The sequence below is a fragment of the Micromonospora endolithica genome, from assembly GCF_003626595.1.
Lineage (GTDB): Bacteria > Actinomycetota > Actinomycetes > Mycobacteriales > Micromonosporaceae > Micromonospora > Micromonospora endolithica.
The window spans coordinates 68,376-80,968 of record NZ_RBAK01000015.1 but is presented as its reverse complement, the minus strand read 5'-3'; the positions used below and the strand labels follow the sequence as shown (position 1 = coordinate 80,968).

The following is a 12,593-nucleotide window of genomic DNA, read 5'->3' as shown; positions in this document are numbered from 1 at the left end:
GAGGTGCCGGCGGGCCCGGAGCGGGGGCCGGTCAATCGATCACCGCGATCAGGTCACCGTCCTGCACGACGTCGCCCTCGTTGACCGCGAGCTGCTTGACGACACCGTCGGACTCGGCGACGACCGGGATCTCCATCTTCATCGACTCCAGGATCACCAGCGTGTCCCCCTCGGACACGGTGTCCCCGGCCGACGCGACGACCTTCCAGACGTTCGCCACCATCTCGGCGCGGATCTCCTCGGCCATCTCCCGGCCCTCCCTCTCGCGACTGCCTGCCGACGTATCCAATCATGCGACCGGCCCACGTGGGCGTGGAGCGGGCACCGGAGGACGATCATCGTGCACCCGACGCCCGCGGGCCACCCGCCGTACGGCGTGTCGCCCGGTGCGGCGTACCTCCGGGCCGCCCCGGCGCACGACGTCCGGTGCCGGCGGCACTAGCATCATCGGGTCGGACCCGGGCGCCCGGAGGACCGCCGTCCCCGGCGCCGGGACCGTGTGCAGCGGATCCGACCATCACGAGGAGGTCACCATGGCGAAGAAGGCCCGCAAGAAGAAGGCCCGGAAGAAGAGCGCCGCCAACCACGGCAAGCGCCCCAACTCCTGAGTCGCCGCGCCGGCCGTGGGCCGGCCGGACGAGGACACGACGGTGGCCCGGGTCGAAGATCGACCCGGGCCACCCGTGTGTCCGGTCTCCCGCTCAGTCGGCCAGTTCGCGGGACTCGGTGCTCTCGAACACCACCAGCTCGGTCAGCCGCACCCGGAGCCGCTCGCGCAACTGGTCGGGTGCCGTCTCGTTGCCGCAGCACCGGGCGACCAGCGCCTTGACCTCCTGCTCGATGCCGTACTCACGCAGACACGGGCCACACTCGTCGAGGTGGTGCCGGATCAGCGAGCGCCGTTCCTCGGCGCACTCCAGGTCCAGGTAGAGGTAGACCTCCGCGAGCACCTCACGGCAGTCCGTCTCGTGCGGGTTCCCACAGCTCACGTCACACCTCCCGGCCGGCAGCGGCGGTCGAGCCCTTCGGCGACGACGCACCGGAGAAGCCGCGCTCGGAGGCGTAGCCCTCGAGCAGCTTGCGCAGATTACGACGGCCCCGGTGCAGGCGCGACATCACCGTGCCGATCGGCGTGCCCATGATGTCGGCGACCTCCTTGTAGGAGAAGCCCTCGACATCGGTGAGGTAGACGGCGAGGCGGAACTCCTCCGGCAACTGCTGGAGGGCGTCCTTCACGTCGCTGTCCGGCAGCCGGTCCAGCGCCTCGGTCTCGGCCGAGCGCAGACCACTGGAGGTGTGCGACTCCGCCTCGGCGAGCTGCCAGTCGGTGATCTCGTCGGTGGGCGCCTGGATGGGCTGGCGCTGCCGCTTGCGGTAGGAGTTGATGTAGGTGTTGGTCAGGATCCGGTACAGCCAGGCCTTCAGGTTCGTGCCCTGCTCGAACTGGTGGAAGGCCGCGTACGCCTTCAGGTAGGTCTCCTGGACCAGGTCCTCGGCATCCGCCGGGTTGCGCGTCATCCGCAGCCCGGCAGCGTAGAGCTGGTCGACGAAGGGCATCGCGTCCCGCTCGAAGCGGGCCCTGCGCTCGTCCGTCTTCTCCGTGGTCAACCGCACATCCCCTCGCGTCGGATGCTTTCCCGCCGAGGATACGCGTACCGACCTGGCCGCAGATTCACTTCCGCCGGGTGTGCCCGTGCTCACCACGGCCGCGCCCGCCCCGACCGTCACGCCGACCGGCGGCACCACCGCGGGCCAGTCCGGACCGTCGAGCAGTTGCCGCAGCTGCCGTGCTCCCCGTTCGTCCCGTTCCCGGGCGTGCGTCTCGGTCGGCACCGGTCTCCCCCCTCGCCAGAAATGTCGTCCGGGGGTTGTAACGCGATCGGACGGGCGGGACATTCCGCGCCGTTGCCGTAACGGCGATGAGACGACTCAAGCCCCAGCGACCTCCCGGTCCCCATCCTGGCCCCGGGTCGACCTCGGCGGAGACCGACGCTGGGACCAGGAAGGGCCTGGGAGGACCGGTACCGCCGCCCGAACCGGACGGACGGCACCATCCGATGCAACGACCCTGCGCCGCCCCCGGACACGGCCGGCCCGTCCCGCCCGGTGGTCGCCCGGCAGCCGTGCGCACCGGCCGTTCCGGCCGGATCCGGCGTCCCCCGGCGGATCGGGCCGGTGGTCAGCGCTGGGTCCAGCCCTGGCCACGCAGCCAGTCCCGCACCACCGCCGCCGTACCGGCCGGATCCCCCCGCAGGTCGTGCCGCTCGCCGGGCCGGATCGCCACCCGCACGTGCGGACCGCCCGCCGGCACCCCGAACGGGTCCCGGTCGCCGTTGACCACCAGCGTGGGCACTCCGGACGCCAGTTCCCCGGCCCGCGACCGCTCCGGACGCCCGGGCGGGTGCAGCGGGAACGCGAGCGCCACCACTCCGGCGGCCCCCACGGCGGTCGCCGTGCGGCAGGCCACCCGCGCGCCGCTGGACCGCCCGCCCACCACCAGGGGTACGTCCGGATGCCGCCCGCGGAGAACGCCGAGCACCGCCGTCCACGCCTCGTCGAGGTGTCCCGCCGGGGCGGGAGCGCGCCGGCCGGCCACCCGGTACGGCTGGGTCACCCGGACCACCACCAGCCCGGCGGCGACGGCGGCGTCCCGGAGTGCCAGCAGGTCCGGAGCGTCGACGGCACCACCGGCGCCGTGACCCAGCACCAGCAGGGCGGCCGGCGCACCGGCCGGAACGTCGGTGTCGACGCGGGCGGGGCCGCGCGGGGTCGGGATCTCGTCGTCCGGGCCGTCCCGGCCGGGGGCCCCGTCCTTCGGGCCGTCCCGGCCGGGGGCCCCGTCGTCGCTCGACACCCGCCCATTGTGCGGCCCGAACCCGGACGGCCCGGCCGGTACCACCCGACCCCGCCCCGATCGACTCGCGGAACCGACGCGGCGCACCCGGGACGGGCGTCAGCGGCCGAGTGGCACCAGGGTGAGCAGGCGGTCGCGGACCGGTGGACCCGCCTCGTCGACGGCGTCCGGATCGGGCTGCACCTCACTGCGCCAGGCGACGAGCATCGCCCGTCTCTCGCGCGGGGTCGTGCCACCCCAGACGCCGTGGCAGTCGCCGACCTCCAGCGCCCAGGCGAGGCAGGAGCCCTGCACGTCGCAGCTTCGACAGAGCGCGATGGCCGCGTCGGCCGGTTCGTTCGGCGCCGGAAAGAACGTTTCCGGGTCGACACTCTGACAGGTTCCTCTGGTCCGCCACGCATCGTCGTGTCGGCGCTCGCGCAGGGCCCGCAGTAGTCGCGGATCGCGTCGTGCGGCGGCAACCTCGTGCGGGCGGGGCATGCGTGCCCGTGTCATCCACCCACCTCCCCCGTGGGACCGGCAAGATCGGTGGACGTCGTTCGCCCCGTGCGAACGGGCCCACTGCCGGCGCTGTGTTCTATCGCATTTGGGCGCACGGAGACAAGGCTCTGCGGGGAATACGGCGGAAAGTGCGAGTGACGTTTCACCCGCAACTCTGGCAAATCACACTCGACTATGTGACGGCGGTCAGAAGAGCGGCACCTCCTCGGCCACGGCGGGACGGGGCACCGGCACCCGCGCGGTGAGGTGCGGCCCGTCGTTGCGGACATCGCCGACAGCGGGGCCCACCGGCCGGATCTCCAGACCGGCGAGCCAGTCGGGCGGCGGCGGGTCGAGCAGTGTCTCCGGGCGGTCGTTCGGCGCCAGCCACCCGGCCCAGCGCCCGGCCGGGAGCAGCAGCGGCATCCGGTCGTGCACCTCGGCCAACTCGCCGAGGGCGGCCGTGGTAAGCACGCTGACCGTGGTCACCGGGCCGGCCGGGCCCTCCCAGACCGACCAGATGCCGGCGAAGGCGAGCACCGAGCCGTCCCGCGGGGTCAGGTAGTAGGCCTGCTTGCCGCCACCGGTCGAGCGGACCCACTCGTACCAGCCGTCGGCCGGGACCAGACAGCGCCGGCGGGCGAAGGACGGCGCGTACGCCCGGCTGGTGGCGACCGTCTCGGCGCGGGCGTTGATCATGCGGGCGGCGCCGGCGGCCGACCGGGACCACGGCGGCAGCAGGCCCCAGCGCCCGAGGCAGAGCGCGCGGTGCCCCTCGGCGGAGATCCGGACCAGCGGGACGGGGTCGGTCGGCGCGACGTTGTGGTCGGCGGCGAGCCGGCCTCCGGTGTCGTCGAAGGACTCGAAGAGCGCGCTCAGGTCGCCGGCGCTCCGGGTCGTCGCGTACCTCCCGCACATGGTGCACAACCTAACGCGCCGGAGTGGGTTCGGCTGTCCCGCTCACCGGGAGTCGGGACGGCGGTTGGCGCCACCGGTCGGTGGGCACGGCAGAATGTCACCGTGGGGAACCTGACGGCGACCCGGCCGCCGCAGCCGTGGACCGCTCCGACCGCATCCGATCCGGTCAGGGCCGTGTTGCGCCTGCCCGGCTCGAAGTCGCTGACCGCGCGGGCCCTGGTGCTCAGCGCACTGGCCAGCGGCCCGTCGACACTGGCCGGGCCGCTGCGCGCCCGGGACACCGAGCTGATGGCCGCCGGCCTGCGGGCGCTGGGCGCGCACATGTCGACCAGCGACGACGAGCGGTGGCTGGTCCGACCGCACCCGCTGGTCGGTCCGGCGCACGTCGACGTCGGCCTGGCCGGCACGATCATGCGGTTCGTGCCGCCGGTGGCCGGTCTCGCCGACGGGCGGATCACCTTCGACGGCGACCCGCAGGCCCGCGTCCGGCCGCTGGGCCCGCTGATCGGGGCGCTGCGGTCGCTGGGCGTACGGGTGGACGTGCCCGGCCCGGACAGCCTGCCGCTGGCCGTGCTCGGCGCCGGCCGGGTGACCGGCGGTGAGGTGGTGATCGACGCGTCCGCCTCCAGTCAGCTCGTCTCCGGTCTGCTGCTGGCCGCGCCCCGGTTCGACCGGGGTGTCGTGGTCCGGCACGTCGGCGCGCCGGTGCCGTCCGCGCCGCACCTGCGGATGACCGTGCAGATGCTCCGGGCCGCCGGGGCGGCCGTCGACGACTCCACGCCCGACGTGTGGGCGGTCGAGCCGGGTCCGGTGACCGGACGGGGCTGGGAGATCGAGCCGGACCTGTCCGGCGCGGTGCCGTTCTTCGCCGCCGCCCTGGTCACCGGCGGCGAGGTGACCGTGGGGGGTTGGCCGCGCGGCAGCATGCAGCCGGTCGACCAGCTCCGCTCGCTGTTGACCCGGATGGGCGGCGCGGTGACCCTCTCGACGGCCGGGCTGACCGTGCGGGGCACCGGCACCGTGCACGGCCTGACCGCCGACCTGTCCGACGTCAGCGAGCTGACACCGGCGCTGACGGCGCTCGCCCTGCTCGCCGACTCGCCGTCGGTGTTCACCGGCGTCGGTCACATCCGCGGGCACGAGACCGACCGCCTGGGCGCGCTGTACCGGGAGTTCACCGCCCTCGGCGCGGACATCACCGAGCTGCCGGACGGGCTGGCGGTCCGGCCCCGGCCGCTGCGCGGCGGGATGTTCGGCACCTACCACGACCACCGGATGGCGCACGCCGCCGCGGTGGCCGGCCTGGCCGTGCCGGGCATCGAGCTGGACGACGTGTCCTGCACCTCGAAGACCATGCCGGAGTTCCCGGCACTATGGTCGGCGATGGTGACCGGCAAGAGTTGACGGCGACCGGCGAGAGCTGACGCGACGGGGGGCGGGTCCTGGCGACCAGGCGACGCGAGTACGACGAGGACGATGTCCGGGTACGACCGGGCAAGTCGTCGCGCCCCCGTACCCGGACCCGGCCCCGGCACTCCGACGCGGTGGACGGTTTCGTTATCGCCGTGGACCGGGGGCGTTACACGTGCGTACTGGTCGAGGCCGGCCCCGACGCACCCCTGGTGACCGCGATGCGGGCCCGCGAGCTGGGCCGCAAGTCGGTGGTGGTGGGTGACCGGGTGGGCCTGGTCGGCGACGTCTCCGGCGCGGACGGGGCGCTGGCCCGGATCGTCCGGATCGCCGAGCGCAGGTCGGTGCTGCGGCGGACCGCCGACGACGACGAGACCACCGCCGAGGGTCGGTTGGAGCGGGTGGTGGTGGCCAACGCCGACCAGCTCGTGATCGTCAGCGCGCTGGCCGACCCGCCGCCCCGGGCCGGGTTCGTCGACCGGTGCCTGGTGGCCGCGTACGACGCCGGCATCGAGCCGCTGCTGTGCCTGACCAAGGCCGACCTGGCCGGCCCGGAGGCGGTGCTCGACTACTACGCCGAGCTGGAGCTGCCGTACGTGCTGATCCGCCCGGACTCGGACCTGGCGGCCCTGCGCGACCTGCTCGAAGGCCGGGTGTCGGTCATGGTCGGGCACTCCGGGGTGGGCAAGTCGACGCTGGTCAACCGCCTGGTGCCGGACGCGGCGCGGGCGGTCGGCACGGTCAGCGCGATCGGCCGCGGCCGGCACACCTCCACCAGCGCGGTGGCGCTGCCACTGCCGGCCGTGCGGGGCCGCGACGAGGTGCCGGGGTGGATCGTCGACACACCCGGGGTGCGCAGCTTCGGGCTGGCCCACGTCTCCGCCGACAGCCTGCTGCACGGTTTCCCGGACCTGGTCGAGGGCACGGTGGACTGCCCGGCGAACTGCCCGCACACCGCCGACGAGGCGGACTGCGGGTTGGACGCCTGGGTGGCCGCCGGCAAGGCCGACGCGCGCCGGCTGGCCTCGTACCGTCGGCTGCTGGCCTCCCGGGCCGGCGAGGGCGACGGCCGCGCGGAGCCCGAGCAACGGAATCCGGGCGACCCGCTCGCCGGTAGCTGACCCGGCCGCGACTACCGTCGGGACCATGACCGGGTACGCCGACGACCTCACCCTCGCCCACCTGCTCGCGGACGCCGCGGACGCCATCTCGACGGCCCGGTTCCGGGCTCTCGACCTGCGCGTCGAGGCCAAGCCGGACCTCACCCCGGTCTCCGACGCGGACACCGCGGTGGAGCGGGAGATCCGTGCGCTGCTGGCGACCCACCGGCCGGGTGACGGGCTGCTCGGCGAGGAGTACGGCGAGCAGCCGGCGACCGGTCCGGACGGCCGGCGGTGGGTGGTCGACCCGATCGACGGGACCAAGAACTTCGTCCGTGGCGTGCCGGTCTGGGCCACCCTGATCGCGTTGCTGGAGGGCGACCGGCCGGTCGCCGGACTGGTGTCCGCGCCGGCGCTGGGCCGCCGCTGGTGGGCGGCGCGCGGCGCGGGGGCGTACGCGGGCCCGGACGCCGGGCACGGCACCCCGATCCGGGTCTCCGGCGTACGCGACCTGGCCGACGCGAGCTTCTGCTACTCGTCCCTGGAGGGCTGGGAGCAGGCCGGCCGGCTGGACGCGATGCTCCAGGTGATGCGGGACACCTGGCGCAGCCGGGCGTACGGCGACTTCTACGGTTACATGCTGCTGGCCGAGGGCGCACTGGACGTCATGGTGGAGCCGGAGCTGTCGCTGTGGGACGTGGCCGCGCTGGTGCCCATCGTCACCGAGGCGGGTGGCACGTTCACCACCCTCGACGGTGCTCCCGCCCCTGGTGACCCCGTTTCCGGCGACATCAGCGCCGTCGCCACGAACGGTCCGCTGCACGCCGACATCCTCGGCCGGCTGGGTCGGGCAACCGCGCGCTGACCGTCGACAGCCTCTATCCTCGCCAGGTGGTCTCCTCCGGCTGGTGCTTCCTCGCGGCGATGATCGTCGCGTACGGCGTCGCCAACCTGCTCCAGTCGGTCGCCGCCGCCCGGACGACGGTGCACCACACGTTCGACCCGGCACTGCTGCTGCGGCTGGCCGGGCACCGCACCTATCTGATCGGGCTGGGCTGCCAGGTGGCCGGTTTCGTGCTGGCGTTCCTGGCCCGTCGGGACCTGCCGCTGTTCCTCGTGCAGGCCAGCGTCGCCGCCGGCCTGGGGGTCACCGCCGTGCTCGGCGTGGTGGTGCTGAAGTGGCGACTGCCGGCCGCCGAGGTGGCGCTGCTGGTGCTGCTGTTCGCCGGGATCAGCGCCCTGGTGCTGTCCGCCCGGCCGGCACCGTCCAAACAGCTCGGTACGGCGGGACTGGTGGCGCTGGGGGCGGCGCTCGCCGTGATCGGTGTCCTGGGATTCTTCGCCGTACGCCTGCACGGCTCGCCCGGCTCGGTGGCACTCGGCTCGCTGGCGGGCATGGCGTTCTCCGCGGCGGCCGTGGCCGCCCGCCCGCTGGCGTCGGCGCCGTCGGTGGAGGCGTTCGCCCGTGATCCGTTGCTCTATCTGCTGATCGCCCACTCGCTGGTCGGCCAGTTGCTGCTCGGCCTGGCCATGCAGCGGGGGTCGACCACGGCGGCGGTGGCCGCGATGGACGCCGCCGGCGCGGTGCCCGCCGCGATCGTCGGCCTGCTCCTGCTCGACGACAAGATCTGGCCGGGCCGGGAGTGGCTGGCGGCGGCCGGCTTCCTGGTCACCCTGGCCGCCGTCATCGGCCTGACCCGGTACGCCGAGCCACAGCACCACCACAAGGTCGCGCCGGAACTGGACCGCCCGATGGTGGGCGTCGGCTCGCCGGTCCGGCCGGGCTGATCCCGGCCCCGGTCGGCCCGGTCCCGACGCGGCCGGGCGGCGGGGCGGGAAAGGCCGGGCCACGTGGCGCGGCCCGGCCCTTTCTCCGATCGGATCGATCCCGCTCAGGCGGCCTCGACCGGGGTGGTGGTGACCGTCTCCGGCACCGTGTCGGTCTCCGGCACGGTCACCGGCGCGGTGGCCTCGATCGGGTGGCGGCGCCCGATCACCCGCTCGTAGAGCCGCTCCAGGGCACCCGCCGTCCGTTCCCACGTGTAGCTGCACCGCACCCGGTCCACCGCCGCGTGCCCGTACGCGAACCGGCTGGCGTTGTCGGCGAGGAGCCGGCGCAGCGTCACGCCGAGCGAACGGACGTCACCCGGTGGTACCAGCCGCCCGGTCACCTCGTCCACCACCGCGTCGGCGATGCCGCCCATCGCGTACCCGACGACCGGCACGCCGCACGCCATCGCCTCCAGCGACACCCGGCCGGCGGTGGAGTAGTGCGGGGTGCAGGCGACCACGTCGGCCGAGCGGTACCAGGTGGCCATCTGCTCGTGCGGGACCGCGCCGACCAGCTTCACCTGCTCGGCCACCCCGTTGCGTTCGGCGACCGCTCGCAGGTGACGCGCCTCCGCGTGGTCGGCGAGCTGCTCGGCCGGCGGACCACCGGCGATGACTAGTTCGGCGTCCCCGACCAGGCGCATGGCCCGGATCAGGTCCTCCGCGCCGTGGCCGGGGGTGAGACCGCCGACGGACAGGATGCGGGGCCGCCGGTCACGCGGGGCCGCCTCCCCGTCGGGATGGAACCGGGCGGTGTCGACGCCGGGTGGGACCATCGCCACCGACGCGCGTTGCAGCCCCATCCGGGTCAGCTCGTCGACCTCGTCGTTGCTCTGCGCGACCGCGATGTCCACCGCCCGGGTCAACGCCCGCTCCAGCGGGATGCGCTCGCCCGGCCCGTCGTAGCGTCCGCCGAGGTGGCGCAGCTGTTCGACGCCGAGGGAGTGGAACGTCTGCACCACCGGGATGTCCGTGGCGCGGACCGCGTGCGCGGCGGCCAGCCCGCCGATCCAGTAGTGCCCGTGCACGACCTCCGGCGCCCAGTCGCCCGACCAGCGGTCGAGCAACCAGCGCCCGTACTCGGCGACGTACGGCACCAGCTCGCGGGTGCCGACCGGGGTGGCCGGCCCGACCGGGGCGCGTTCCACCCGGTAGCCGTCGACCGTGACGGTCTCCGGCAGGTCGGGGTCGTCCCGGCGTTCGTACACCCGGACGTCGTGGCCGCGCGCGGCCAGTTCGGCGGCGACCTTGGCGATGTGCTGGTGCGTACCGACGGCAGATCCGTCGACGCGCCTGGTCGAATCGGCGTGCGCGCAGACGAGGCCGACGCGCATGGGTCACCTCCAAGCGATCTTCTCAGCGGTGGTCCTCCCGGTCAGAGCGTCCCATTAACCTGGGGCCGGGGAGCCGAAACCTGGCAGATCGGAAAGAGGCTGACGGGTGCCGCACAAAGTTGCGGTGCGACAAGCACCGATCGGGCACCCGGACACGCCGGTGACCAATCACCACCACCGGGTCCGCATGACCCCCGCCGACGGGGGTACCGGCGAAGAATGCCTCTGACCCGCAGTCTCACCGACGCCGTCGTGGTCGTCACCGGTGCCTCCAGCGGGATCGGCACCGCCACCGCGTACGCGCTCGCCCGCCGGGGCACCGCGGTGGTGCTCGCCGCGCGCAGCGAACCGGCCCTGCACGAGGTGGCCCAGCGGTGCCGGGAACTGGGTGGGCGCGCGCTGGTGGTCCCCACCGACGTGACCGACCCGACCGCCGTGGAGCGGCTGGCCGACCGGGCGGTGGCGGAGTTCGGCCGCATCGACGCCTGGGTCAACAACGCCGCGGTCAGCGCGGTCGGGCTCTTCGACGAGATCCCGGTCGCGGAGTTCCGCCGGGTGCTGGAGGTCAACCTGCTCGGCACCGCGTACGGCACCCGGGCGGCCCTGCCACACCTCGGCGCGGCCGGCGGCGGGGTGGTGGTCAACAACGCCTCGGTGCTGGCCGAGGTGGCGATGCCGTACCAGTCGGCGTACAACGCCACCAAGCACGGCATCCGGGGCCTGTCCGACACGGTCCGTCAGGAGTTGCGGCTCACCGGTCGCGGCGCCGTGTCGATCTGCACCGTGCTGCCGGCGACCATCGACACCCCGTTCTTCCGGCACGCCGCCAACCACACCGGCCGGGAACTCGTGCCGCCGCCTCCGGTGTACCCGCCCGAGGTGGTGGCCCGGACCATCGTCCGGCTGCTGCGCCGGCCGCGCCGCGAGGCGTACGCCGGTGGCGCCGCCCGCCTGATCGGACTGCAGTGGCGGGTCGCCCCGGCGGTGGCCGAGCGGGTGCTCGGCTGGTACGTGCACCGCACCCAGTTCGGGCCCGCGGCCCGGGCGGACGCCACCGGCAACGTGTTCCACCCGGACGCGGCGGCCGAACCCGACGGTGGCTGGCACGGCCGGCGCCGGCGCATCGTCCGGGTGGGCGCCGCCTTCGGGCTGGCCGCGGCCGGCACCGCGGTCGGCACCATGGCGGCGATGACCCGACGGGCCCGGGACCGCTGATGGAACACGCCGACCGGCGGACCGCTCTCGGAGTGCCGGACCGGCGCGACAGGACGGTCCTGCCGGCTGACGTGCGGTGCCGGGTGGAGGTGGACGACTCGTCCGGCGTGGTCCGGCTGACCGGGGTGCTCGACCGCCCGGGTGCCGGGGTGGTCCGGGACGCGCTGCTGGCCCGGCTCGCCGACCGGCCGGGCCCGGTCGTGGTGGACCTCACCGGCCTGCGGGTGACCGAGCCGGCCGCCGGCGCCGTCTTCGCCGAGGTGCGGGGTGCGGTCGTCCAGTGGCCGGCGGCGGACCTGCTGGTCTGCGACCCGTCCGGAACGGTCACCGGCCTGCCGACCTGGCCGACCCTGGACGGGGCACTGGCCGCGCTGGCCCTGGCGCCGATGGCCGCGGTGTTGACCGCCGACCTGCCGCCGGAGGTGGACGCCGCGCGGCAGGCCCGGGAACTGGTCACCGACGGCTGCCGCCGGTGGGGCGTGGCCACGCTGGCCGAGCCGGCCTGCATCGCGGTCACCGAGATGGTCAACAACGTGGTGGCGCACGCGCGGACACCGATGACCGTCCGGCTGGCCCCTCGGGACAGCAGCCTGCACCTGGCCGTCCGGGACCACTCCGACCGGCAGCCGGCCTTCCGCGGCCGGGCGCCGATCGACTCGGCCGGGGGGCGGGGCCTGCTGCTCATCGACACCGTCACCCGGCTCTGGGGCAGTACGCCGTTGCCGGACGGCAAGGTGGTGTGGTGCGTGCTGCACACCGCCGACGAGGCGAGCTGATTCGACCGGTCGTGAGCCTGTTCGTCCCGCTTGCGCCCGAATGGCCACCGGCGGTACCGGTTACGCCGGGAGGGCAGTGGGTAGTGATCGGACATGCGCGACGACGAGTTCCCGACCCCCGTTTCCGATCCCGAGGCGGAGGGCCTGCCCGACACCGCCGACGACGACTCGACCGCCCACGACGACGTCCGCACCGGACGCGAGGCGGACGGTCCGGAGCCGGCCCAGTTGCCCGGCGACCGGACCCCGGTCGCGGTGGACCGCTTCGGGACCACCGCCGAGGAGCAGCTCGACGGCGAGTCGCTCGACTACAAGCTGGACCGGGAGCGGTACGAGATCCCCGCCGACGACCCGCTGGCCGGCCCGGTCGACCCGGACATCGCCGCCGAGGCGGACAGCCGCGAGCAGGCGGCCCAGGCGCAGCTCGACGCGGACGTGATCGACCCGGGGCCCACCTCGGACCCGAACTCGCCGGTCTCCCTCTACGACCACGGCCAGCTCGGCAGCGTCGCCGACGCGAAGGTCGGGCGGCTGGTGGAACCGGACGAGGGCGCGCACACCGACCAGGAGACCGACAGCGTGGCGTACGACGCCGGGTCGGCCGGCGGTGGCGCGACCGCCGAGGAACTGGCCATCCACGAGACCCGCCCGCCGCACTCGGTCTGACACCGGCCGG

The 12,593-nt window shown here is 74.5% G+C and carries 15 protein-coding genes; 8 read left to right on the top strand and 7 right to left on the bottom strand.

Features of this window, described 5'->3' with window-relative positions; genetic code table 11:
* Positions 1-31: 31 nt before the first annotated feature.
* Positions 32-247 carry a biotin/lipoyl-binding carrier protein gene (locus tag D7223_RS27735; protein ID WP_088973021.1) on the bottom strand — a complete coding sequence of 72 codons (216 nt, stop codon included), beginning with the start codon at positions 245-247 and terminating at the stop codon, positions 32-34.
* A 286-nt stretch (positions 248-533) separates the two neighbouring features.
* Here D7223_RS27735 and D7223_RS34345 point away from each other — a divergent pair, with 286 nt between their 5' ends.
* Complete coding sequence (locus tag D7223_RS34345; protein ID WP_370461611.1) at positions 534-608, top strand: 50S ribosomal protein bL37; 75 nt, start codon at positions 534-536, stop codon at positions 606-608.
* 93 nt (positions 609-701) lie between these two features.
* Here D7223_RS34345 and rsrA read toward each other — a convergent pair whose 3' ends face one another.
* The 5 genes from rsrA to D7223_RS27710 all read right to left on the bottom strand — a co-directional run bounded on the left by rsrA (position 702) and on the right by D7223_RS27710 (position 4,252).
* Positions 702-989 carry a mycothiol system anti-sigma-R factor gene (gene rsrA / locus D7223_RS27730; RefSeq protein ID WP_120731707.1) on the bottom strand — a complete coding sequence of 96 codons (288 nt, stop codon included), beginning with the start codon at positions 987-989 and terminating at the stop codon, positions 702-704.
* Position 990: 1 nt separating this feature from the next.
* Complete coding sequence (locus tag D7223_RS27725; RefSeq protein ID WP_120731705.1) at positions 991-1,833, bottom strand: sigma-70 family RNA polymerase sigma factor; 843 nt, start codon at positions 1,831-1,833, stop codon at positions 991-993.
* A gap of 346 nt (positions 1,834-2,179) precedes the next feature.
* Entirely contained in the window at positions 2,180-2,776 is a 597-nt protein-coding gene (locus tag D7223_RS27720; RefSeq protein WP_120731847.1) for an alpha/beta hydrolase family protein, read from the bottom strand.
* Between the two features lie 177 nt (positions 2,777-2,953).
* Positions 2,954-3,349 carry a WhiB family transcriptional regulator gene (locus tag D7223_RS27715; protein ID WP_120731703.1) on the bottom strand — a complete coding sequence of 132 codons (396 nt, stop codon included), beginning with the start codon at positions 3,347-3,349 and terminating at the stop codon, positions 2,954-2,956.
* A 192-nt stretch (positions 3,350-3,541) separates the two neighbouring features.
* Positions 3,542-4,252, bottom strand: a complete 711-nt coding sequence (locus D7223_RS27710) for an SOS response-associated peptidase (RefSeq protein ID WP_120731701.1) — start codon at positions 4,250-4,252, stop codon at positions 3,542-3,544.
* Positions 4,253-4,354: 102 nt separating this feature from the next.
* Between D7223_RS27710 and aroA the strand changes: the two genes are divergently transcribed.
* The 4 genes from aroA (at position 4,355) to D7223_RS27690 (ending at position 8,550) form a co-directional block, all read left to right on the top strand.
* Positions 4,355-5,656 (top strand): 3-phosphoshikimate 1-carboxyvinyltransferase, encoded by a 1,302-nt coding sequence (aroA, locus tag D7223_RS27705; protein ID WP_120731699.1) that lies wholly within the window; start codon positions 4,355-4,357, stop codon positions 5,654-5,656.
* Between the two features lie 227 nt (positions 5,657-5,883).
* Positions 5,884-6,783 carry a ribosome small subunit-dependent GTPase A gene (gene rsgA, locus D7223_RS27700; RefSeq protein ID WP_120731845.1) on the top strand — a complete coding sequence of 300 codons (900 nt, stop codon included), beginning with the start codon at positions 5,884-5,886 and terminating at the stop codon, positions 6,781-6,783.
* Between the two features lie 25 nt (positions 6,784-6,808).
* Positions 6,809-7,627 carry a histidinol-phosphatase gene (gene hisN, locus D7223_RS27695; RefSeq protein WP_120731697.1) on the top strand — a complete coding sequence of 273 codons (819 nt, stop codon included), beginning with the start codon at positions 6,809-6,811 and terminating at the stop codon, positions 7,625-7,627.
* 59 nt (positions 7,628-7,686) lie between these two features.
* Complete coding sequence (locus D7223_RS27690; protein ID WP_238162261.1) at positions 7,687-8,550, top strand: hypothetical protein; 864 nt, start codon at positions 7,687-7,689, stop codon at positions 8,548-8,550.
* Between the two features lie 104 nt (positions 8,551-8,654).
* Here the strand turns inward: D7223_RS27690 and D7223_RS27685 are convergent, their stop codons facing one another.
* The gene (locus D7223_RS27685; RefSeq protein WP_120731691.1) at positions 8,655-9,926 is read right to left on the bottom strand and encodes a glycosyltransferase; all 1,272 of its coding nucleotides are present in this window, start codon (positions 9,924-9,926) and stop codon (positions 8,655-8,657) included.
* Positions 9,927-10,145: 219 nt separating this feature from the next.
* On the opposite strand from D7223_RS27685, the gene D7223_RS27680 reads away from it, so the two are divergent.
* The 3 genes from D7223_RS27680 to D7223_RS27670 all read left to right on the top strand — a co-directional run bounded on the left by D7223_RS27680 (position 10,146) and on the right by D7223_RS27670 (position 12,583).
* Entirely contained in the window at positions 10,146-11,141 is a 996-nt protein-coding gene (locus D7223_RS27680) for an SDR family oxidoreductase (RefSeq protein WP_120731689.1), read from the top strand.
* On the top strand, positions 11,141-11,917 hold the full coding sequence (locus tag D7223_RS27675) for an ATP-binding protein (RefSeq protein ID WP_120731687.1): 777 nt from the start codon (positions 11,141-11,143) through the stop codon (positions 11,915-11,917). Before D7223_RS27680 ends, D7223_RS27675 begins: the two co-directional genes overlap by 1 nt.
* Before the next feature lie 93 nt (positions 11,918-12,010).
* Positions 12,011-12,583 carry a DUF5709 domain-containing protein gene (locus D7223_RS27670; protein WP_120731685.1) on the top strand — a complete coding sequence of 191 codons (573 nt, stop codon included), beginning with the start codon at positions 12,011-12,013 and terminating at the stop codon, positions 12,581-12,583.
* Positions 12,584-12,593 lie beyond the last annotated feature (10 nt).

Bases quoted from the DNA above. Each gene is read 5' to 3' on its own strand.
- D7223_RS27735 (WP_088973021.1), bottom strand. From the start codon at position 247: ATGGCCGAGGAGATCCGCGCCGAGATGGTGGCGAACGTCTGGAAGGTC.
- D7223_RS27715 (WP_120731703.1), bottom strand. From the start codon at position 3,349: ATGACACGGGCACGCATGCCCCGCCCGCACGAGGTTGCCGCCGCACGA.
- D7223_RS27710 (WP_120731701.1), bottom strand. From the start codon at position 4,252: ATGTGCGGGAGGTACGCGACGACCCGGAGCGCCGGCGACCTGAGCGCG.
- rsgA (WP_120731845.1), top strand. From the start codon at position 5,884: ATGCGGGCCCGCGAGCTGGGCCGCAAGTCGGTGGTGGTGGGTGACCGG.
- hisN (WP_120731697.1), top strand. From the start codon at position 6,809: ATGACCGGGTACGCCGACGACCTCACCCTCGCCCACCTGCTCGCGGAC.
- D7223_RS27690 (WP_238162261.1), top strand. From the start codon at position 7,687: ATGATCGTCGCGTACGGCGTCGCCAACCTGCTCCAGTCGGTCGCCGCC.
- D7223_RS27685 (WP_120731691.1), bottom strand. From the start codon at position 9,926: ATGCGCGTCGGCCTCGTCTGCGCGCACGCCGATTCGACCAGGCGCGTC.
- D7223_RS27680 (WP_120731689.1), top strand. From the start codon at position 10,146: ATGCCTCTGACCCGCAGTCTCACCGACGCCGTCGTGGTCGTCACCGGT.
- D7223_RS27675 (WP_120731687.1), top strand. From the start codon at position 11,141: ATGGAACACGCCGACCGGCGGACCGCTCTCGGAGTGCCGGACCGGCGC.
- D7223_RS27670 (WP_120731685.1), top strand. From the start codon at position 12,011: ATGCGCGACGACGAGTTCCCGACCCCCGTTTCCGATCCCGAGGCGGAG.